Genomic DNA, 21,498 nt, shown 5'->3' on the forward strand with positions numbered 1-21,498 from the left:
CTAATTAAATTTATGCTCTTGCTTTGTAATGTATCTAAACTAGAAAGAAGCTGTATTCTTTTTCTCGATTGCTATATAATTTGGCTGTAGGTATTTCTTCAGTAGAAATTGTTCCATTCTTGCTTGTCCTCGACTTGTTTGAGGAGCATGCAGGAATTGGTACAACTTCTGCTGTTAGAAATCCACAGCCAAATTATAAATGCAACACTCCGAAAAAGAATACAGCTTCTTTCGGTAAGTTTCCACTTAAATTTAATATTTGTAAAACTTATTTTTCTATTCCTATTCTTGAAGTTATTCCTTGTTCATATGGGTGCTTCACTGCTTTTATTTCTGACACATAATTTGCAATATCAATTAATTTCTTATCTGGATTTCTACCTGTCAAAACAACTTCTAATCCCTTTGGTTTATTTTTAAGAAATTCCATCACTTCATCTAAAGGCACTAATTTCAAATTAATTGCTGCCATTATTTCATCCAATATAAGCAAATCAACATTTTTATCTTTAGCTTTTTTGATTACTTCTCTAAATCTTTCTTCATGCTCTTTTCTAGTTACCATTTGTTCTTCTGGACTCATAAATTTAAAAAACTTCTTTACTGGAATTCCTTTAAAAACTTCAAAGTTGTCTCCAAGTTTTTTAATGGAATTTAATTCACCAGTTTCATTGTCTTTTAGAAATTGAGTTAATAACACCTTTTTGTTATGACCTACAGCTCTCAAGGCAAGCCCCATAGCTGCAGTTGTTTTTCCTTTACCATCACCACAATAAATATGAATTAATCCTAATTCCATAAAATCAGTCCTTTCGTGTTTACTGTATTTAACATACTATTTATTTACTTATTAAATTGTATGTTATTTAAAAAAGTTTATTAATATATACGGCATATTAAACAAACAATACGTCAGCATCCTAACATATTTTCTTTAATACACCCAATATAAAATTGCTTTACGATATCAATATTCATTCATATATTTCTAGTTAACAAATATTAATATTTCTTTTGTTCTTCTATAAATTCTTATTAAAATAAATTTATTTTTCTCTTTTTTCAGTTGTAAAGATTTTCATATTGTGGTTGGTAATTCCTATTGTATTTATTTAAAGTATATCACAAAACTCAATGTAATCGTATAAAAAATGAAATAATATCTTAATTCATTGCTTTTCATCCATATTCAAATTATAACAAATCATCAAAAATATATTTTTCAACGCCTTATATATGTATAGTGCTTATTTTTTTGAATGTAACTTAGGCACATGAAAATAAATAAGAAGTCCAATTTACCATGGGTATTTTTTATCAGGCAAGGAGACAAAGTGCTATCATAGCGGGCCTATTATGGTATTTTGCCAACGTGAGCAGTGAACCAAAATTTATGATTTGATGATGGTCGCTTACTCAGAGAGCACTCAGTGAGCGTATGCGAGTCGAGCTTCCTATGATGGAAAATAGACTGGCAAATGGACTTGTTATTTATTTGATTGTGCCTTATTATGTTCATATAAAAGGATTATAGAATCTACTTCCATTTTTAAATGTAATTATTATAGATATAAAAAATAATAACAATAGTACTATCATTGATATATAATCATTTTTTTTAAATTTCCTCTCACTATACCATGTACGTTTTTTCTTATTACCAAAAGCTCTAAGCTCCATAGCACAGCTTACTGTTTCTATTCTTTCCAAACTAGAAAATATAAGTGGCATAAGTATTGAAACAGAATTTTTAATACGAGCTGATAAATTTGCTTTCTTTGACATATCTATTCCTCTAGCTTGTTGTGCAAATGATATATCCATATATTCATGTTGTACATCTGGTATATATCTTAATGCTATAGCTACTGAGTATGCTATTTTATAATTAACACCAATTTTATTCAATGATGCTGCAAATTCACTTGGATTTGTTGCAACCATAAATAATAATGCTATAGGGATTATGGAAAAATACTTTATAGTAATATTAAATTGATAAAAAAGTTCCTCAACCGTTATTGTATATGGACCAATTAAATGTAATAAATCTGTTCTGCTTTTATATATCTCAACACCTTGATATGGAGCAAATATAAAAATAGTTATATTATTTATAAGTAAAAATAATAATATAAAATAAACTACAAAAGATATTTGTTTAAATTTCACTTTAGATAACTTAAATACGAATCCACCAAATATAACCATAAAGACAAGAATATACGTATTATAAGTTAACATTGATGTTAATGACCATAATATCAAACATATAAGCTTTGTTGCCCCTGTTAATTTATGAATAGGTGAATCTATTTCTGAATACTCAAGCATTGCTTCATTCATATTTTTCTTATCCTCCTATCACAATCTATAAATCTTTTTACAAATTCTCTTGGATTACTTAAATGTGCTCTAACTGCTAATTGATATAATGATGTTTCCTTAAGATTTGCCTCTTTAATTATTTTTTCATCAGTAAGAACATTAGCTGCACTATCATCCATTAGTTTCATTCCTTCTGAAAGTACAATAGCTCTATTTGTATATTCAAGCATTAAATGCATATCATGGGTAATCATTATTATTGTTACACCTTTTTTATTTAGCTCACAAAGAAATTCCATGATTTCAGTATAGTGTTTAAAATCTTGACCTGCTGTTGGCTCGTCCAATATTATAACTTCTGGATTAATTACTAATATAGAAGCTATAGTTACTCTCTTCTTTTGACCAAAGCTCAAAGCTGAAATTGGCCAATTACGTAATTCATACAATCCACATATTTTTAGAGTTTCAAAAACTTTTTCTTTAATTTCTTCTTCTGGTACACCTCTTACCTTCAATCCCAATGCTACTTCATCAAAAATCATAGTTTTAGATATCATTTGATTAGGATTTTGCATAACTATGCCTATTTTTTCTGCACGTTCTTTTATAGTATCCTTATCTATATTTCTTCCTTTAAATAATATCTCTCCGCTAGAAGGCTTATAAAATCCACATATCAACTTAGATATTGTTGATTTGCCTGCACCATTTCTTCCAATTATGCTTACCATTTCACCTTTATGTATTTTAAAAGATACATCCTTTAAAGTATCTTTCTTATTGTTATATGTAAAATTAATATTTTTAAGTTCAAGAATAATTTCATCGTTATCTTTAATCTTCTCTTCTTCTCTATCTTCAAACCATTTATTAAGGTCATCTTTGCATTTATTTATTTCTAAAGAAGTAATATGTTCTGGCTTTAGCTCTGGCTTAATTTCACAACCTGCATATTTTAACGCAGTTATGTATAAAGGCTCTCTTATTCCGGTTTCACTTAATATATTTGAACATAGCAATTTATTTGGACTAGAATCTTCAATAATCATTCCATTGTCAACTACTACAATTCTATCTACACTTGAATAAAGAACATCTTCTAAACGATGTTCTACAATAACAACTGTTTTATTGCTTGATTTTTGTATTTTATCAATAAGCTCTATTGCAGTTTTACCTGTTGCAGGATCCAAACTAGCTAATGGCTCATCAAATAATAATATATTCGCATCTCCAACCATAACTCCCGCAAGTGATACTCTTTGCTTTTGTCCTCCTGAAAGTCTGTGTGGCGATGAATCAATCCTATTATCTATATCAACAACTTTAGCTGCTTCTCTAACAATTTCTTTCATTTGCTCTTGCTCTACACAATCATTTTCTAATTTAAAAGCTATATCTTCGCCAACTGTGAGTCCAATGAATTGTCCATCTGGATCTTGAAGAACAGTTCCAACCATATTAGAAAGTTCAAATATACTAAGATCTTTAGTTTCCTTGCCATTAACTTTTAAGCTTCCGCTTACATCCCCTTCATACTTAAAAGGTATTAATCCATTAATCGCATTAGAAATAGTACTCTTACCTGAACCTGATGGCCCAACAATAAGTACCTTTTCACCCTCATATATAGTTAAATTTATATTATTCAATGTAGGTTTTGCTTGAGCTCTGTACTTAAAACTAAAATTTACGAACTCAATTACAGGTTTTTTCATACAAATCTCCTTCTCTTCTTAATATAAAATATAATACTACAATATGATAAACTATTTTTTTTAATATGTATATGATAATATTCCAAATTATCTATATTCTTAAGAACATTGCCATAAAGATTATTACATATAAAAAAACAAGGTTACTTAATATATAATTAAAAATAACCTTGTTCATATGTACTCAATTAAAATTATTCCTTATTTAAACTATCTTTCTTAATTCTAGTCTTAGAATATAAAAATATTAAAATTGTTCCTATAATTCCGACTGTAATTATATTGGTAATTCCAGCTACAGCTCCTTGTAAATAAACTTTATTGGATGGCTCTGCATAAATTAATCTGTCTAAGCTTGGTGCAATTATAAACCATGAAATTACATTTGCTAACACTTGACAAATATTAAATCCAATTATTTTCTTTTTTCCAAAATTACCTTCACTTATATTAAGTTTATTCCATGAAAGTCCAATAATTAATCCTACTACAGCAGAAGCTATTACCCAGCTAAGCCATGGTGAACCATACACAGTTAAATCTTTTATTGCATGTCCAATAAATCCTATAGCTATTCCTGCAATTGGTCCATAAATTACTGCCATTAATGCTAAAAATGCATATGCAGTTTGAATTTCTGTATTAGGAATACCAGTTGGAATTGATGCAAAACGTGCTAAAATCATAAATACAGCTGATCCAATACCAATAGCAACAATTGTCTTGATGCCAAAAATCTCTTTTTTCATACTTTGTCCCTCCCCTATAACTTCAGACTCACCAAAATACTAATCTCTTATTTTTCAAGTGCGTCCTAATGCCAATTCTACCTTCTAATATTTGTAAATTTAACTCTAATAAATTCATAATTATATTATTTAATGTTTAAGTAAAATGACATTACATTATTATAGAATAGAACTAATTTATAATCAATATATTTTCTCATTTATTCCAAACATGACCTTTAGACCGTGAAAATAAATAACAAGTCCAATTTGGCATGATTGTTTTCTTTCATTCGCCTAAATTTTAATTTTCAATCAGATTAATTAAAAAATACTCCTCTTATCCATAATCTTAAGTTCATCTAAATAACTATCATTAATTTCCGCTTCCTCAAATGTAGCCATATTATTCATTACTGCACATGCTGAATCTATTATCGAAAATGATAATGGACATCCACTACCTTCTCCTAGTGCCATATCTAAATTTAAGATTGGACTTAATTCTAACTCTTTCATAGCAACTTTAAATCCTATTTCTCTTGAACCATGAGATGTAAACATATAGTCTCTAGTTTTGTTATTTAATCTAAAAGCAATTAATGCTGCTACTACTGATATGAATCCATCAATAACAACAGGAACTTTATAATAAGCCGCTCCTATAAATACCCCTGCCATAGCTGCAATATCAAATCCACCTACTTTCGAAACAACATCTATTGGATCTTCTTTAAGTGGTGCATTTATTTTTATTGCTTTTTTTATTACATTTATTTTTCGTAAAAATGCTTCATCAGTTACTCCTCCCCCTCTGCCTACAACATTTTCCACCTTAGCTCCTGTTAAAACTGATAAGACTGCACTACTTGTTGAGGTATTTCCTATTCCCATTTCTCCAACCCCAAGAATTTCATATCCTTCTTCTTTTGCTTTTTTAACAGCTTCTATACCAACTAAAATAGCTTTTATAGCTTCTTCGTAACTCATAGCTTGGCCTTTTGCAATGTTATTAGTTGATTTCCTTATTTTTTTGTTAATAACCTTTGGATGATTAAAATCACAGTTTATCCCTACATCAATAACCATAAGATCTGTATTATTAGCCTTAGCTAAAACTGCAACCCCTGTTAATCCCTTTGTAAAATTAATAGTTTGCGCTAAAGTTACAGACTGTGGAGCTGAGGCAACACCTTCTTCTACAACTCCATTATCAGAACACATAATTATTACAATTTTTTTATTGATGTTATTCTTTATTTCTCCTGTAATTCCAGAAAGCTTTATAGCTATTTCTTCAAGCTTTCCTAAACTTTTTAATGGTTTAGCAAGTGAAGTCATTCTATCAGTAGCTTGTAGTATAGAATCTTTATGTAAATCTTCTATGCCTTGAATTATGTTTCTTAATTGATTTAAATTCTTGTCCATCTTTATCTCCCCAAATCTCTTTTTATTTATAATTAGGCACAATCAAATAAATAACAAGTCCATGTGCCTTATAAATTATACTACTAAACTAACCTAAAAAATATAAATCTTTTTATCTATTTCTCATCAATTAATTTAGCTTTATTGTATTTTCAAATAAAAAAATAGTGCAAAATTCACTATATTTTTGCACTAAAAATTAACATATATTTTCTCTACGTACATACAAAACAAACTTATTAAATATTAGCTATACTTTTTCATAATTTAATATCTACATAATGAATAAACTTGCCCTAATATTATTTAATTTTGTTTCATTATGCCTCTATATCGCCCTTTATTTTTAAATCCCAATTTAATTCCTTATTTAACTGCTTTATAGCAGGTTTTATAATACCCTCTATATAACATTGTACAGTCATTCTCTTTGCTGATTCATCCCAATATGAATTTACCAAAAAAAATTTCCCTTTAAATTCTGGTTGAAGTTCATTATATAATGCATCAATGCCTGATTGCATTTCTTCCTCAGTATATAGCGCATTTCTAGCATCTAAAATAGCCTTCCGTATATCTTTAAGATACTTTTTAGCTGCGTTGGAATCAATCATCATATTATAATCGCATCCTTTTCACTATATTTACTATAATTCTTTTCATTTTTTAACAATCAACATTATTTAAAATGTAATTTATTGAGTACAACTTCTGCCGCTAGAAATCCACAACGAAATTATCTAGCAACAAAATAAAATATTCCCCCTTTCTTTCTGTAAGTTCTATTATAAGTTGTTTAGGCACATTCAAAAAAATAGCAATTCCATTTGCCAACCTATTTTCACTTGCATCGTCTATAATTTTAGGCACATGAAAGAAAATAATAGACCAAAGATGCGATACATATTTGGTGTCAGGCAAGGAAGTAAGTTTTGGTAATAGCGAGCCTATTGGCAAAACTTACTGACGCAGTATGACGCAAAATAGGTAAGCATACTGGTCTATTATCTTTTTGATTGTGCCTTATATATTTTCTATTGAAATAGCTCTAACTGGTGATCCATCAGCATCTTTATTTTTTAATGGCATAATACTTAAAATAAAACTTTCATTAATGATAGAATCTATATTTGTTAGGTTTTCAATAATTATTATATTCTTCTTCATCAATATTTTATGAATTGGAAATGTTGTTGACTCTATACTATCAATTGATATAGCATCAATACCAATGCCTTTCAAATTAAATTTTGATAACCATTTTGCACATTCTTCACTTAAACTCGGGAATCCCTTATAATAATTACTTTGCCCCCAATATTTACTCCACCCTGTTTTTAATATGATAAAATCAACTTGATTTATTTTTTCATCATAAAGTTTAAAATCACTAATTTCTATTAAATTTTTATTTTGATTTGAAAAATCCACGATAATAGCACTTCCAATAAAATTCTCTATGCTTAACTCATCTAGATAATTTCCATCATCAAGCATGTGCGCTGGTGAATCCACATGTGTTCCTGTATGTGAGCACATAGTAATCTTAGATTCTCGAAAACCATCCTTTTCAATCGTACTTACTTTTTCTAAAATTGGCTGTTCAGTTCCTGGAAAAACAGGCATATTTGAAGATATAATATGTGTTAAATCATTTACTTTCATATATACTCCTCCTCTAACTTAAACACGTGAAAACAAGTAACCATTTCAATGTGTATTAACGTATTGTGCCTAATACAATACATTTCTCTCTATTCCTTTGGAATACAATTATAAAAAAACAAACTATATCAAGATGTTTTTTTATAATTCATCTCACACTCATAATCTAAAAGTTGAAGATTTTGTTCTTGAATAATATCAATTAATAATTTTGAATAAATTTCCTCTCCCTTATCATTCTGTACAGTACTATATCCCGCTTTTTCTATAGCCTTTGCTTGATCCAAATACTCCGTAGCATCAAAAACTCCACTTTGCTTATACCTTTTGTTATTTTTAAGAAATTCACCATAATCTTTCATAGATTCTTCTTCACTGTTATATACTCTAAAATCATCCTTAATCTTTTGATTGTAATATTCCGATGTATTCATTTTAATCTTTTTACCTTTCCAGCTGGAATCTGCTTTTATTCCAAATAAGTTATTCGCTTGGATGCTTAAGTCAGATTTTCCCCATCCACTTTCTAGTATAGCTTGAGAAATTATTACAGATGGAAGGACGCCGTATTTATCATATATTTCAGCTGCTTGAGGATATAATTGTTGAATAAATTGCTCTTTGGAATTATCCTTTAAGTTATTCTTTTTAGATCCTGTATATTTTAAATCATCTATATAATTATATACTTTCTTTTTTTGCTTCTCATCCAATGATAATTTACCTAATACTACATCTAAATCCACTAGCTCATATTCACTATTTTTAATCTTGCTGCTTGTACTATTTTTTTCTAAAAACATATTTGCTAATTCATTTAAACTTTGGTCACTGATATTAGAAAAATCATTTTTATATCTAACTCCATCAATTGCAGCCATATACTTCCAATTAACTTGAAGTTTTCCCTTGCTAGCATCATCTGCGGCTTGTATATAAAGTTTTGTATTTAATTGATTTAAATTAATATTTTTGTACTTTGCTTCATATGACATATAAATTGCTAACCCAACAATTATTACAAAAATCAAACCTATAATGTTAGTCATAAACCTGAAAAAACTTTTTTTTTCTTTTCTTATACTCATTCTTATAACTCTCCTTCATCTCTTGTAAGCAGTCCTCTAATAACTATAAATTCCCCCATATACTTAAGAACAAAAGTAACTACACCACTTTTAATTAATAATTAATAATTGAAGTTGAAGCATCACTTTTTACTAGGTAATTTCCTTTAATCGTTTTTTTTGAAAAGTTGCAAGCTTTTCATTCCTAATAATTAATCATTCATTATTAATTTTTCACCATTTAATACGCGTATAAGCATTTATATAGCTTTCGTCAAAAAATTAATTTTTTGCACTTTCCTAAATACTTTACTATAGGTTAAAATTTTTCATTTTATTTCTCCACTAATTATACTATAATAAATAATCTTAATATTAAAGTTTAAATATAAATATTTAATAAATAATTAATTTAATAACAATTCAAAGAACAAAAATTATTCTGTAGCAAAATAAAAATAATTGACTACATTCAAAAATGAACTAAATTCATCATAGAATGCAATCAATTATAAAATAACCTATTTTACTTATTTAACATGCTTTTTATAAATTTCTTTAACCTATACCAGCATTTTTCTATAATTTATGTTTCACTAAAAATTTTACTAATTTCTCTTCATCATTAAATTCTAAATCATAATTAAATCTCGGCTTTTCAATCACTATTAATTTAATTTTAGAATGTCGTACAGCTTTAAGCTTTTCTAAAACTCCACCTTCAATTCCACTATCCTTGGTCAAAACAGCCTTAACATTATATTGTTTTATAAATGCTTTTTCTAATTCATAAGATATTGGTCCCTGAAGTGCTATAATATCTTTAAGCTTAATTCCTGCTTCTACTATTTTAGCCAACACACTTGGAGATGGTAAAATTCTATGTATTACTCTATATTCAAAATCTAAATTTAAAAACTTAGAAACATTATTTCCACCTGTAGTGTTTAGAATATTCCCTTCGATATTTTTTATAATATTAATTGCTTCATCATAATTTTTAACTCTTATTATATCTTCGCCAGAAATATCTTCTAAAGCTCCTTGTCTTTCATATCTCACATATTTGATATTAAGCTCATTTGCACATTCCAAAGCCGTCTTAGTAACTTCCTGTGCATACGGATGTGACGCATCAACCAAAATATTAATTTCATTGCACTTTATCCAATTTATCATTTCTTCTTTATTCAAGGGTTTTGTGTTTAAGTTCTTAATTCTAAATTCTTTAAGAAGCTGTCCGCCATATGATGTAGCCGTTGTAACTGCAATATCATCAGTATACTTATTTATTAATGATAAAATTTTTCTTCCCTCTGAGGTTCCTAAAATAAACCCAAACATAAAGATCTCCTAACTGTTCTTTCTTTTATTTTCATAACCTCTAGGTGTTATAAATTTTCCATCTTTATAATAACTTTTTGAATTTCCTATTATTACAATTGACATCATATCTACTATTTCAGTATCAAAATCTTTAATTGTAAATAATTTATAACTTTGACCTTCTCTCAATGCATGTCTCACAACTGCAACAGGTGTAGTATCTTCTCTAAATTCCTTTATTATATCTATGCATTCTCTTAAATAATGTGGTCTTCCTTTGCTCTTAGGATTATATAATGATACTATAAAATCTCCTTCTGCTGCTAGCTTAACTCTTTTCTTTATATCCTCATATGGTGTCATAAGATCACTTAAACTAATATTACAATTATCATGCATAAGTGGTGCACCAATTATTGAACCGGCTGCACTTGATGCTGTTATTCCTGGAATAATTTCCACATCTTCATCATTTCTAAGCTCAAGAATTAATCCAGCCATTCCATAAATTCCAGCATCACCAGTACTAATTAATGCTACATTTTTATTTTTACATAAACTTAAAGCTTCTTTGCATCTATCTTCTTCTGCTTTCATTCCCGTTGAATATACTTCTTTATCTTTTACCAATTCTTTTATCATATCAATATACTTATTGTATCCAACAATAACATCACTATCTTCAATTGCTTTTAAAGCTCTTAAACTCATGTTCTCTATACTTCCAGGTCCTATTCCTATAACTCTTAATTTTCCCATTTAAAATCCACCTTTCTTAATCTTATCTTTGGTTATTTCTTCTATATGTGTATTATCAGTACCACAGCATCCTCCAAAAACTTTAAGATTAAACTTATTATATAGGTTAATCATATCATTTGCCAAGCTTATACTATCAGAAGTTTTTAATTCTGAACAGTTATCTAGTTCTTCTGGACATAATTCTGATGTATTTGCTTATGTTCCTTTGAATCTATTTTTAACAACAGAAGTTACATTAAATTGTTGTGATAATGCACTATAATTATATAATTAATACCAATTGCAATATCAATTACAATTGGTATTTTATTAACACTTATTTTAATTGGATAAATTTAAAATACTGATTCAATTATTTTCAGAACTTAAATAAATAAACTTCTAAATTATCACTTCTTACTTAAATAGATTTTTCATTTAATAATGTAAGTATTTTTTTCTGCATAAATTTATTACTATCTATATTATCAAATAAGTCTTTAATTTCATTTTTATTTAATTCAAATTTACTTTCTAGCTCACCAATATTATTATCTTTTTCATATTCATTAGTTATATAGTTTCCAACCGACTTTATGTTTTCAAATATCTTTAATTCCAACTCTAAATTTTCATTTTTATTTACTTTAGCACTAATATTATTAATAAAATCTATTATATTTTTAAAATTATAATCATTATTCTCTAGTATTTCTAATTCTTTAAGCCAAGATTTATATTCCTCTATATCCTCTTTATATGTATTTATTTTAAAAGTTTCTAATAACTTAATTGTTTGGTCATATTCGCATACATCAAAATATACCATCGAGTCTTTAATTCCTATGTTAGTAGTAATTTGAATAGATGGCAATAGTATATACTTAATAAATGAATATAACTTATCTTTAGATGTAAAACAAACCCAATCTCTAACACCATCATTGCTTTTCTTATTAATCATAGAATATTTTAAAATAGCACCATCAATAGTTATATTAATTTCTTCTTCTCCATCTACCCATCTTCTCCAAAAATCCATTAAATCTTTATTCATATTTTATTCTCCTTTAAGTTACAATACTTTATAAGTTATCTAAAAATAACTTATTAATCTTAAGTAGTACATCTTTGAATTTAATACTTATTTAATGTAACTCTAAATCTTATATTAAGCAATATGTTTAAAAACTTTTATAACAATTAATATGGCTTAATTATTTATTTTATATTTATATAATGGGCGTCCAACTTTGCCATATTCAATAATTTTTTCAAGCTGTCCTTGCTTACTCATATAATCAAGATATTTCCTAACAGTAACTTTTGCTATACCAAGCTTTTCAGATAAATCCTCTGTTGTAAAATATTCTTGGTTAATATTACTTAACTCATCTACTATTGATTTATATGTATATTTATTAAATCCTTTTTCAAGAGTATAATTTGATTTTTCCTTATTTATTGCATTATTTTTGCTATTTAAAATAAACTTATCAAGCTCACACTGTTCAAGAGTTTCATGATGCTTAAAACTATTAAGTCTTTCTTTAAAAATGTTTAGAGATTCTCTAAATCTTTCAAATGTAAATGGCTTTATTAAATAATCAACTACCCCATATCTAAAAGCATCCCTTATTCTTTCCATACTTTTATCAGCAGTAATTAATATAACATCTGATGAAATTTCTTCTTTTCTAAGCCATTTCAAAAAATCTATCCCATTCTCATTTGGCAGAAAAACATCTAAAAGAATTAAATCAACAGTATTATTAGATATAAAATCTTTTGCTTCTGTAAGATTTGCAACAGCTTTTTTTAATGCAAAACCTTCTACTTTATCTAAAAATTTAGAATTTATTTGCCTAACCATTGGATCATCTTCAACAATCATAGTTTTAATCATATATTAACTCCTTTCCATAGGTATAGATATATTCCATTCAGTCCCATTATTAACCTTGAAATTAATACTTCCTTTAGCTTCATCAATAATTTTTTTAACAATATACATACCAAATCCATGTCCACTACTTTTACTTGTAATTCCTATATTGTAAATTGATTCTCTTATATCTTCTGGAATCCCACAACCATTATCTTTTACAATAATTTTCAACTTCTGTTCTTCTTCATATATTTTTACATATATCTCGCCTTGCCCATCATTTTTAACTGCATCTATAGAGTTTTCAATTAAGTTTCCAACAACTGATACAAGTTCTTCTGATGTCATATACTCCGGTAATTTAGTTATTTTACAATTCTCATCTACTAATAAATTTATTCTAGCTTCTTCACATTTACTATATTTCGCTAATATTAATGCCGCAAGTGATACATCCCTTATTTTATCTGATATTATAGTAGTTATATTTTTTTTACTTGAAGCTATAACATTAATAAATTTAACTGCTTCATCATATTCTTCTAATTGAACAAGCCCTGAAATCGTATGCAGTTTATTCATAAATTCATGGTTTTGAGCTCTAAGTGACCATGCCATTTTTTTTATTCCAGTAAGTTCTTCTGCCATTTTACGTACTTCTGTTAAATCTTCAAAAGTTATAACCAATCCTAAGCTTTCATTTTTAAAACCTTTTATAGGATTATATTTGCACATAATATTTAGACCTGGGCGTACTTTTATTTCTATATTTTTCTTTTGCTCACCACTTTTTAAAACTGAATCTGCAATACTTTCATATGTAAAATCAGTTATCGGAGAGCCTATATGACCTTTTTCTAAGCCTAAAATTCTGCTCGCTTCTTTATTAAACAGAGTTATACGTCCATTATTATCTAAAGCAATTATACCTTCTTTTATATTTTCGATTACTATTTCCTTTTGTTTTAAAATTAATGCTATTTCTTCTGGTTCAAGTCCAAATATAGCTTTTTTTATATTATACGAGATAGCTATAGCACCTGAAATACCTAAAATTAACCCAAGTACTATAATTGGAATGAATTTATACATTTTTGTATACAATTCATTGTCAAACTTATTATATAACATACCCACAGCCACTGCACCTATCTGCTTATTATTTTCATCATATATAGGTGTAAAAGCTCTTACTGAAACTCCAAGGCTCCCAATGGCAGTTGATATATATTGTTCACCATTTTTTAATACCCTTTCTTCATCACCTCCCTCAAATTTTTCGCCTATATTACTTTTTACGGGATGCGAATATCTTGTCCCATTCATATCCATAATAACTATAAATTCTACGTTATTCTTTAAACGCACCTCTTCAATTTCAGAATTTAACAACTCATTTGAAATATTTCTGTTTCCCTTTAAGTATTCTTTGACTTCATAAGTTGAAGCAAAAGAGTTGGCTATATTTAACATATTTCTATCTATTTGTTCCATTAATAAAGTTTTCATTTGCTTAAAAGAAAGTATGGTTATACTTCCAATTGAAATTATAAGAATAATTATTACAAATGAAATTATTTTTTCTCTTAACTTCATAAATTCTCTCCTCTTATTAATTTATCTGTTTCTTTAGATAAATTAATATAATTATCATAATGAAATCAATTTCACATTTTTTATTATACCATAAAATTAAGAGCGAATTCTAAAGAATCCGCTCTTTTCTTAATAGAATACATTTAAAAAATAACAACTCAATGTGTCTCAATTATTCGTATTCCCTAACCTTTTCCTCTCCATTTAAAACTCTAAGAGCACCTTGTGCTAAAGCAAGCATTTCATCTTCCCCTGGATAAACAACTATAGGTGCTATAAAGCCTACTTTCTTACTTATAAAATCCACCATTGGCTTTCCATAAGCCATTCCTCCAGTTAAAATTATAGCATCTACTTTTCCATTTAAAACTGTTGCTGCTGCACCTATTTCCTTTGCAACTTGATAACCCATAGCATCATGTATTAATTTAGCTTTTCTATCTCCTTTTAGTGCTGCATTTTCTACAATTCTAGCGTCATTAGTATCAAGATATGCTACAAAGCCTCCTTTTCCAGTTATCTTCTTTAACACTTCTTGCATTGTATGTTTTCCACTGAAGCACATTCTAACTAAATCACCCGCTGGAACTCCACCACTTCTTTCAGGTGAAAAAGCGCCATCTCCATCAAGAGCATTATTCACATCTATTATCTTTCCATTTCTATGTGCTCCTACTGAAACTCCTCCACCCATATGAGCTACTATAACGTTTACATCTTCGTAATTTCTTGACCTTTCTTTAGCATATCTCTTAGCTACAGCTTTTTGATTTAACGCATGAAAAATGCTTTTTCTCCGAATTTCTGAAATTCCTGATATTCTTGCTATTTCTTCCATCTCATCTACAACTACTGGATCTACTATAAAAGCAGGCTTTTGGATATCTGTAGCAATTTTACTTGCTATTATAGCTCCAAGATTAGATGCATGCTCTCCTCTTATGTTATCTTTTAAATCCTCTAGCATCTTATCATTTATGTTATAAGTACCACTAATGATAGGTTTCAAAAGCCCTCCCCTACCAACTACAGCATCAATTTCTTGTATATCTATTTTTTTACTCTCTAAGATTTTCAATATAGCTTCTGTTCTAAAATTTTGTTGATCCACTACATGTTTAAAGTTTCCTATTTCATCTGAAGAATGCCTTAATGTTTCTTGAAATATCTGCTTTTCATCATGATATACGGAAATCTTTGTTGATGTAGAACCTGGATTTATTATTAATAATTTATATTTCACATCTTTTCCTCCCCTACGTTTGTATTTATAATATGCATTTTAAATATTCCCTTATTTTTAGAATATTAAACATAGTATTCCACATTAAATATATTTCATTCCAATATTTTAATTTTATGCAAATATACAATTCCCCTTGTTGTATATTAGATCATTAAATATCTATATAACAAGGGGTGACTTGTATTCATTTTTTATTATGCAGTAGCTTCACTATTTAATTTTTTTACTTTATTCTTCTGAAGCATTTTAAATACAAATGAAACAATGAATGGACAAAGGATAGCAGATATTACACATGCTGCTGCAACTTGTGCAGTAGCTATTGCTGCTATAGCTACTATTGATGGATCTGCTGCTGCAACAACAGCTGGTGTCGCTACAGCATTTCCTGCAGTTGATCCTGTTGCTAAGCCAATTATAGGCTCTTCTTTAAATATTTTTAAAAGTACAAAAGCTCCTATTCCTGTAAAAGAAGCTATTATTCCTAATAATATACCAGGACCTCCAGCGTTTATAATAGTTCCAAGATTCATTCCTGCACCCAATGGAAACGAGAAGAATGGTATTAATAACATTTTACTGCTTCCAAGGAATTTTCTCATATCTGAATCAATGTTTCCAAGTATCATTCCTATTATTATTGGAACTAATACTCCTACAAGTGCCATAAAAGGAACTTGAGCAAGTCCTGATGCACCTAAAGCAACTAGTGTAAAGAATGGACCATCTTTTAAAGATAATAAAGCATAAGCACCTACATCAGTTTCATCACCATACTGTGAAGCAAGAGATGCATACAATCCACCATTACAATTTGTTAATGCTGCAAGGATAGCAAGTGGTGATAAACCTAATACTCCAGCAGGACCAAAAACTTTACCTACAAATATACCAATACCAGCACCTACTATAAATTTTCCTGTTATTAGTAGTGCACCTTTTTTTAATGCCTTTGGTGCTAATTTGAAATTAATTTGTGAACCAATTAGAAACATAAAGCATGCTAAAATTGTTGATGATGCAGCAGAACTAAATAATGCTGTTGTAAAGCCACCAATTTTTAAAACTTGTGGACAAAATGTATTAACCAATACTCCTAAGAAAAGTGGAACAACCATCATACCGCCAGGAATTTTATCAAGTGTTTTCTTAATTGGAATTTGCATTTTTCATACCTCCTAAAATTTAAAATCCATCGCTTATTTAAACCTTTACATTTTGCTGTAATTAAAATCGAATATACCTATACATAATACCTTCATTATCTTGTGGGAATCATAAATTAAATCAGTTTATATTTGTTGTAATTTTCAGTTTTCTTATTGAAGCTTGTACATGTTCTATAGCTCCTTAAAACGGATAACATAGAAACATGTACAAACTGCTTAATTTATCAATAATTATTATTACTAACTTATTTTCTAGCAACTCCACTTTCTCTTGCAGCTTTTGCAATTGCTTCTGCTACCTTTATAGCAACATTTTTATCTAAAGCACTTGGAATTACATTATTTTCATTTAAATCTTCATCCTTAATATAACCAGCTATAGCATATGCTGCAGCAAGTTTCATTTCTTCATTAATTTCTTTTGCTCTTACGTCTAAAGCTCCTCTAAATATTCCAGGGAAAGCTAAAACGTTATTTACTTGATTTGGGAAATCTGAACGTCCTGTACCTATAACTCTTGCGCCAGCAGCTTTTGCTTCATCAGGCATTATTTCTGGTGTTGGGTTTGCCATTGCAAAAATTATTGCATCCCTATTCATTGACTTAACCATTTCAGGCTTTAATATTCCTGGAGCAGATACCCCTACAAATAAGTCAGCATCAACTAAAGCATCTGAAAGACTTCCCTTTACGTTGTCTGGATTTGTGATTTCTGCCAAAGCTTCTTTTGCATCATCAATTTTTTCCATACCTCTATATAATATTCCTACTTTATCGCAAGCTATTAAATTCTTTACTCCCGAAGATAATAGAAGTTTAGCTATAGCAGTTCCAGCAGCTCCAGCTCCATTCACTACTACTTTTATATCTTCAAGTTTCTTATCTACTACCTTTAATGCATTTATAACACCAGCAAGTACTACTATTGCAGTTCCGTGTTGATCATCATGAAATACTGGAATGTCAATTAATTTTTTTAATTTTTCTTCAACCTCAAAGCATCTTGGTGCTCCAATATCTTCTAAGTTTATTCCTCCAAATGTTGGAGCTATTAATCTAATTGTATTAACTATTTCATCTACATCTTTTGAGTTTACTAATATAGGAAATGCATCAACATTTGCAAATTCTTTAAATAATATTGATTTTCCTTCCATTACAGGCATCCCTGCCATTGGTCCTATATCACCAAGTCCAAGCACTGCTGATCCATCTGTAACTACAGCTACTAAATTTCCCTTTGAAGTATATTTGTATACGTTTTCTTCGTCCTCATGAATTTTTCTACAAGGTTCTGCAACTCCTGGTGTATATGCAAGACTTAAATCGTCTCTTGTTTCAACTTTAATTTTAGATGTTATCGAAATCTTTCCTTTTTTCTCTTCATGTAATTTTAAGCTTTCTTCAAAATAATTCATTTAAAACACTCCTTTTATACTTCGAATATTTATATTTTCAATTTCTTGTTGTTGTCTGTGATTAAATAATAGCATTTATTCTGAATATTTAAAATATTTAGCAAATTTAAATATAGTTTTGTAAATTAAGAATACTTTGTGTTTTTTTTAACATATATAAATAGCACTTATGACTTGTGTAGTAACTTACCGAAACAAGGGAGATTCTTTTGCTCGGTTGCTATATAATATAGCTGTGGATTTCTAACAACAGATGTTGTGCCAATTCCTGCATGCTCCTTAAACAAGTTAAGTACATGCAAGAATTGAACAACATCTGCTGAAGAAATACCTACAGCGATATTATAAATGCAACGCTACGCAAAAGAATCTCCCTTATTTCTAGTATTGAATATACTACAAAGTTTAAATTTAGTTTATAGTTTTTTATCAATAGATGGATGTAATCAACTAATATTTAACATTTGACAAAACCTTATAAATTTATGTTTTTAGCGATTATTTATAGCTATGATGAATGTACTTTATCACATCCTCCTAAAAGCACTATCCTTATGATTACAATATCTGTATCCTTACAAAACTTTAATTTACATCTATACTAAAAATCATGAAGATTTAACATCTTATATTAGGCACATTCAAATGTCTACTACGCAAAATATTTCTGATTTCGGTTAGTCTCATATAATCCTGAATTTTACTTGGTTTATTTACATCTTAAAGTAACTTCTGTTACAATGTTATATATTAAATTTAATACTTTATCCATGTATAAGACTTAGATTTATAATTAAGATGTGTTTCCACACTAGAACTCAGAAATGTTTTTGTGCAGTAGGCATTTGAAAATGAGCTGTTAAAGGTTCTTAGTTGTAGGTTGTTCCACTTTAGCTTGTCACATTAAAAATGGGAGCAAGCTAAAGTGGACACAACCTGCGACTTAGAACCTTCAGCGACATTTTCATAGTCCTACGAAACAAAAACATTTCTGAGTTCGGTAAATTACTGCATAAGTCTAAAACTTAATTTTAAAGGAGTACATATGAAAAATTTAAAACATTATTTACTTGTTTCGTTTACGTTAATTTTTTTATCATCCATAATGTTTTTAATACATTACTTAATATTTGGACAATTAGAAAATACAGAATATTATTCTTTAATGGATCTTTGTTTTATTCCTATAAATATACTTGCAGTTACTATTGTTTTTGAAAAACTTGTAGAAAGACGTGCTAAAGTTGAACGATTAAGCAAATTAAATATGTTGGTTGGATTATTTTTTAGTGATATTGGTTTTACTTTATTAAAGTTAATAGCCTATGGAGATGAAAAAATTCAACATTTAGGTTTAGATTTTAATGATTTAAAGTCTTGTAAAAATAAATTAAAATCTTATAAACATGAAATTGATTTTGAAAAAATCGATTATGATGAGCTTAAAGAGCTTGTTATATGCGGTAGAGATATTTTATCAAGTCTCATAAGTAATGAAAATATTTTAGAGCATGAAACCTTTGCTGATTTACTTATGTCATTAATGCATTTAAGAGATGAAATATTATTTATGAATCAAAAGGAAGTATTGACACGAGATGATTGTGCTCATCTTAAAATTGATATTACTAGAGTATACGAAGCTTTAACACTACAATGGACAGATTATCTTGCACACTTAAAGCAATTTTACCCTTATCAATATAATAGTGCTATTAAATTTAATCCTTTTTCTCTTAGATAACTGAAAATAAATAACAAGTTCAAAACTGCCATGACTATTTTTCATAAGACAAGAAATTAAAGTACTATCATAGCAGAACTATTATCCTATTTTACAAATGAACAGAGAACCCAAATGTACGGTTTTATGGTGTTCTCTTACTCTATGGGTACTCAGTCAGCGTATGAAAGTCGAATTTCCTCTAATAGAAAATAGGCTGGCAGATGAACTTATTATTATTTTGTTATAGAATACATATTTTCATTTTTTTGCTTAAAGCTAAAATTTATTGTTTATAATCCGAAATTATTCTTATTAATTGATAATAATTTCGTAAGTATATTTTTAAAAGGTATTACTAAATAATTATATTTATCTCTTCACCACATTTTCTACATCTATTATCTTCAATCATAACTTCTGTATTATATCCGTTCCTTCTAATTAGTAATTCATTACACTTTGGACAATATGTGTTGTTATCTATTCCATCTACATTTCCTACGTACACATATTTTAAATATTTTTTAGCTTCTCTTTGTGCTTCAATTATACATTCTACTTTTGTTGCAGCATTATTCATTTTATATCTTGGAAAATATCTGCTTAAATGAAGTGGAATATTTTCATTAACACTAGCTATAAACTTAGCTATTTCACTTGCTTCTTCTATAGAATCATTCTCATCTCTAACAAGCAAAGTTGTTATTTCAACATGGCAGTGGTCATTACATCTTCTTATAGTTTCCAAAACAGGATCCAATTTCGCACCACAAATTTTATTATAATATTTATTTGTATATCCCTTTAAATCAATATTCATAGCATCAACATAAGGAAGCAGCTTCATAAGTGGTTCTTCATTTATATAACCATTAGTTACAATGACAACACTTGTATTCGGATTCACTTCTTTTATACTTTTTGCTACATCATAAATGTATTCATACCACATAAAAGGTTCATTATAAGTAAATGCAATTCCTGCATTATTCTCTACTTCATTAATAATATTAATTAATTTATTTGTGCTTATATATTGTGTTTGAGGTCTGTTTTGAGATATCTCATGATTCTGGCAAAATGTACAAGTCATATTACATCCAAATGTTCCGACTGATAAAATATTCTTTGATGGTTTAAAATGATATAATGGTTTCTTTTCAATGGGATCAACTCCACAAGATGCAATTTCTCCATAATTTATGGCAATGGGTATATCAGATTTCAACGTCCTAACTGAACATATTCCAAATTTACCTTCGCTCAACATACAATTATGTGGACATACTCTACATTTAATATTATCTTTAAATTTTTCATTAAATAATACTTTTGCATCCATAATTTTCACCTCTCCTTAATATGTAATATATGCCAAACCAGGTTAATCAATATTCATAACATAATATTTTATATTGCATATAATGTAGAAAAGATAAAATTGCATAGAT

At 28.3% G+C, this 21,498-nt stretch carries 19 protein-coding genes; 1 reads left to right on the plus strand and 18 read right to left on the minus strand.

The window, feature by feature from the left end; all coding sequences use genetic code 11:
* Positions 1-268 precede the first annotated feature (268 nt).
* From CLSA_RS15375 to CLSA_RS15450, 17 genes are all read right to left on the minus strand, one after another.
* The gene (locus CLSA_RS15375) at positions 269-799 is read right to left on the minus strand and encodes a cob(I)yrinic acid a,c-diamide adenosyltransferase (protein ID WP_022747313.1); all 531 of its coding nucleotides are present in this window, start codon (positions 797-799) and stop codon (positions 269-271) included.
* A gap of 716 nt (positions 800-1,515) precedes the next feature.
* Complete coding sequence (locus CLSA_RS15380; protein ID WP_022747314.1) at positions 1,516-2,346, minus strand: energy-coupling factor transporter transmembrane component T family protein; 831 nt, start codon at positions 2,344-2,346, stop codon at positions 1,516-1,518.
* Positions 2,343-4,049, minus strand: coding sequence for an ABC transporter ATP-binding protein (locus tag CLSA_RS15385; protein WP_022747315.1), 1,707 nt, complete (start codon positions 4,047-4,049; stop codon positions 2,343-2,345). The genes CLSA_RS15380 and CLSA_RS15385 overlap by 4 nt, the downstream gene beginning before the upstream one ends.
* 194 nt (positions 4,050-4,243) lie before the next feature.
* Positions 4,244-4,798, minus strand: a complete 555-nt coding sequence (locus CLSA_RS15390; protein WP_022747316.1) for an ECF-type riboflavin transporter substrate-binding protein — start codon at positions 4,796-4,798, stop codon at positions 4,244-4,246.
* Positions 4,799-5,101: 303 nt separating this feature from the next.
* Complete coding sequence (gene cobT / locus CLSA_RS15395; protein ID WP_022747317.1) at positions 5,102-6,205, minus strand: nicotinate-nucleotide--dimethylbenzimidazole phosphoribosyltransferase; 1,104 nt, start codon at positions 6,203-6,205, stop codon at positions 5,102-5,104.
* A gap of 320 nt (positions 6,206-6,525) precedes the next feature.
* A complete protein-coding gene (locus tag CLSA_RS15400) occupies positions 6,526-6,822 on the minus strand; it encodes a hypothetical protein (protein WP_022747318.1) in 297 nt (98 codons plus the stop codon).
* A gap of 406 nt (positions 6,823-7,228) precedes the next feature.
* Positions 7,229-7,870 (minus strand): cyclase family protein, encoded by a 642-nt coding sequence (locus tag CLSA_RS15405; RefSeq protein WP_022747320.1) that lies wholly within the window; start codon positions 7,868-7,870, stop codon positions 7,229-7,231.
* A gap of 128 nt (positions 7,871-7,998) precedes the next feature.
* Positions 7,999-8,958, minus strand: a complete 960-nt coding sequence (locus tag CLSA_RS15410) for a glycoside hydrolase family 73 protein (protein WP_022747321.1) — start codon at positions 8,956-8,958, stop codon at positions 7,999-8,001.
* A 558-nt stretch (positions 8,959-9,516) separates the two neighbouring features.
* Complete coding sequence (locus CLSA_RS15415; RefSeq protein WP_022747322.1) at positions 9,517-10,281, minus strand: cobalt-precorrin-6A reductase; 765 nt, start codon at positions 10,279-10,281, stop codon at positions 9,517-9,519.
* Between the two features lie 9 nt (positions 10,282-10,290).
* Positions 10,291-11,022, minus strand: coding sequence for a precorrin-3B C(17)-methyltransferase (gene cobJ, locus CLSA_RS15420; RefSeq protein WP_022747323.1), 732 nt, complete (start codon positions 11,020-11,022; stop codon positions 10,291-10,293).
* Positions 11,023-11,148 carry a homocysteine S-methyltransferase family protein gene (locus CLSA_RS24480; RefSeq protein ID WP_335618161.1) on the minus strand — a complete coding sequence of 42 codons (126 nt, stop codon included), beginning with the start codon at positions 11,146-11,148 and terminating at the stop codon, positions 11,023-11,025.
* A gap of 277 nt (positions 11,149-11,425) precedes the next feature.
* Complete coding sequence (locus CLSA_RS15425; RefSeq protein ID WP_022747325.1) at positions 11,426-12,061, minus strand: hypothetical protein; 636 nt, start codon at positions 12,059-12,061, stop codon at positions 11,426-11,428.
* A gap of 156 nt (positions 12,062-12,217) precedes the next feature.
* A complete protein-coding gene (locus CLSA_RS15430; RefSeq protein ID WP_022747326.1) occupies positions 12,218-12,910 on the minus strand; it encodes a response regulator in 693 nt (230 codons plus the stop codon).
* 3 nt (positions 12,911-12,913) lie between these two features.
* On the minus strand, positions 12,914-14,488 hold the full coding sequence (locus tag CLSA_RS15435) for an ATP-binding protein (RefSeq protein ID WP_022747327.1): 1,575 nt from the start codon (positions 14,486-14,488) through the stop codon (positions 12,914-12,916).
* 172 nt (positions 14,489-14,660) lie between these two features.
* Positions 14,661-15,731, minus strand: coding sequence for a butyrate kinase (gene buk, locus CLSA_RS15440; RefSeq protein ID WP_022747328.1), 1,071 nt, complete (start codon positions 15,729-15,731; stop codon positions 14,661-14,663).
* A gap of 197 nt (positions 15,732-15,928) precedes the next feature.
* Entirely contained in the window at positions 15,929-16,900 is a 972-nt protein-coding gene (locus CLSA_RS15445) for a 2-keto-3-deoxygluconate permease (protein ID WP_022747329.1), read from the minus strand.
* Between the two features lie 248 nt (positions 16,901-17,148).
* Positions 17,149-18,321, minus strand: a complete 1,173-nt coding sequence (locus tag CLSA_RS15450) for an NAD(P)-dependent malic enzyme (RefSeq protein WP_022747330.1) — start codon at positions 18,319-18,321, stop codon at positions 17,149-17,151.
* A gap of 1,045 nt (positions 18,322-19,366) precedes the next feature.
* Here CLSA_RS15450 and CLSA_RS15455 point away from each other — a divergent pair.
* Entirely contained in the window at positions 19,367-20,065 is a 699-nt protein-coding gene (locus CLSA_RS15455) for a hypothetical protein (protein WP_022747331.1), read from the plus strand.
* Between the two features lie 337 nt (positions 20,066-20,402).
* Here CLSA_RS15455 and amrS read toward each other — a convergent pair whose 3' ends face one another.
* Positions 20,403-21,389, minus strand: a complete 987-nt coding sequence (gene amrS, locus CLSA_RS15460) for an AmmeMemoRadiSam system radical SAM enzyme (protein WP_022747332.1) — start codon at positions 21,387-21,389, stop codon at positions 20,403-20,405.
* Positions 21,390-21,498 lie beyond the last annotated feature (109 nt).

The organism is Clostridium saccharobutylicum DSM 13864 (genome assembly GCF_000473995.1).
GTDB lineage: Bacteria > Bacillota > Clostridia > Clostridiales > Clostridiaceae > Clostridium > Clostridium saccharobutylicum.

What these genes read in the sequence shown, in the direction of transcription:
- CLSA_RS15380 (WP_022747314.1), bottom strand. Translation starts at nt 2,346, where the DNA reads ATGAATGAAGCAATGCTTGAGTATTCAGAAATAGATTCACCTATTCAT.
- CLSA_RS15415 (WP_022747322.1), bottom strand. Translation starts at nt 10,281, where the DNA reads ATGTTTGGGTTTATTTTAGGAACCTCAGAGGGAAGAAAAATTTTATCA.
- cobJ (WP_022747323.1), bottom strand. Translation starts at nt 11,022, where the DNA reads ATGGGAAAATTAAGAGTTATAGGAATAGGACCTGGAAGTATAGAGAAC.
- CLSA_RS15455 (WP_022747331.1), top strand. Translation starts at nt 19,367, where the DNA reads ATGAAAAATTTAAAACATTATTTACTTGTTTCGTTTACGTTAATTTTT.
- CLSA_RS15405 (WP_022747320.1), bottom strand. Translation starts at nt 7,870, where the DNA reads ATGAAAGTAAATGATTTAACACATATTATATCTTCAAATATGCCTGTT.
- CLSA_RS15435 (WP_022747327.1), bottom strand. Translation starts at nt 14,488, where the DNA reads ATGAAGTTAAGAGAAAAAATAATTTCATTTGTAATAATTATTCTTATA.
- CLSA_RS15445 (WP_022747329.1), bottom strand. Translation starts at nt 16,900, where the DNA reads ATGCAAATTCCAATTAAGAAAACACTTGATAAAATTCCTGGCGGTATG.
- CLSA_RS15375 (WP_022747313.1), bottom strand. Translation starts at nt 799, where the DNA reads ATGGAATTAGGATTAATTCATATTTATTGTGGTGATGGTAAAGGAAAA.
- CLSA_RS15430 (WP_022747326.1), bottom strand. Translation starts at nt 12,910, where the DNA reads ATGATTAAAACTATGATTGTTGAAGATGATCCAATGGTTAGGCAAATA.
- CLSA_RS15410 (WP_022747321.1), bottom strand. Translation starts at nt 8,958, where the DNA reads ATGAGTATAAGAAAAGAAAAAAAAAGTTTTTTCAGGTTTATGACTAAC.
- CLSA_RS15390 (WP_022747316.1), bottom strand. Translation starts at nt 4,798, where the DNA reads ATGAAAAAAGAGATTTTTGGCATCAAGACAATTGTTGCTATTGGTATT.
- cobT (WP_022747317.1), bottom strand. Translation starts at nt 6,205, where the DNA reads ATGGACAAGAATTTAAATCAATTAAGAAACATAATTCAAGGCATAGAA.
- CLSA_RS15450 (WP_022747330.1), bottom strand. Translation starts at nt 18,321, where the DNA reads ATGAATTATTTTGAAGAAAGCTTAAAATTACATGAAGAGAAAAAAGGA.
- amrS (WP_022747332.1), bottom strand. Translation starts at nt 21,389, where the DNA reads ATGGATGCAAAAGTATTATTTAATGAAAAATTTAAAGATAATATTAAA.
- CLSA_RS15425 (WP_022747325.1), bottom strand. Translation starts at nt 12,061, where the DNA reads ATGAATAAAGATTTAATGGATTTTTGGAGAAGATGGGTAGATGGAGAA.
- CLSA_RS15385 (WP_022747315.1), bottom strand. Translation starts at nt 4,049, where the DNA reads ATGAAAAAACCTGTAATTGAGTTCGTAAATTTTAGTTTTAAGTACAGA.
- CLSA_RS15400 (WP_022747318.1), bottom strand. Translation starts at nt 6,822, where the DNA reads ATGATGATTGATTCCAACGCAGCTAAAAAGTATCTTAAAGATATACGG.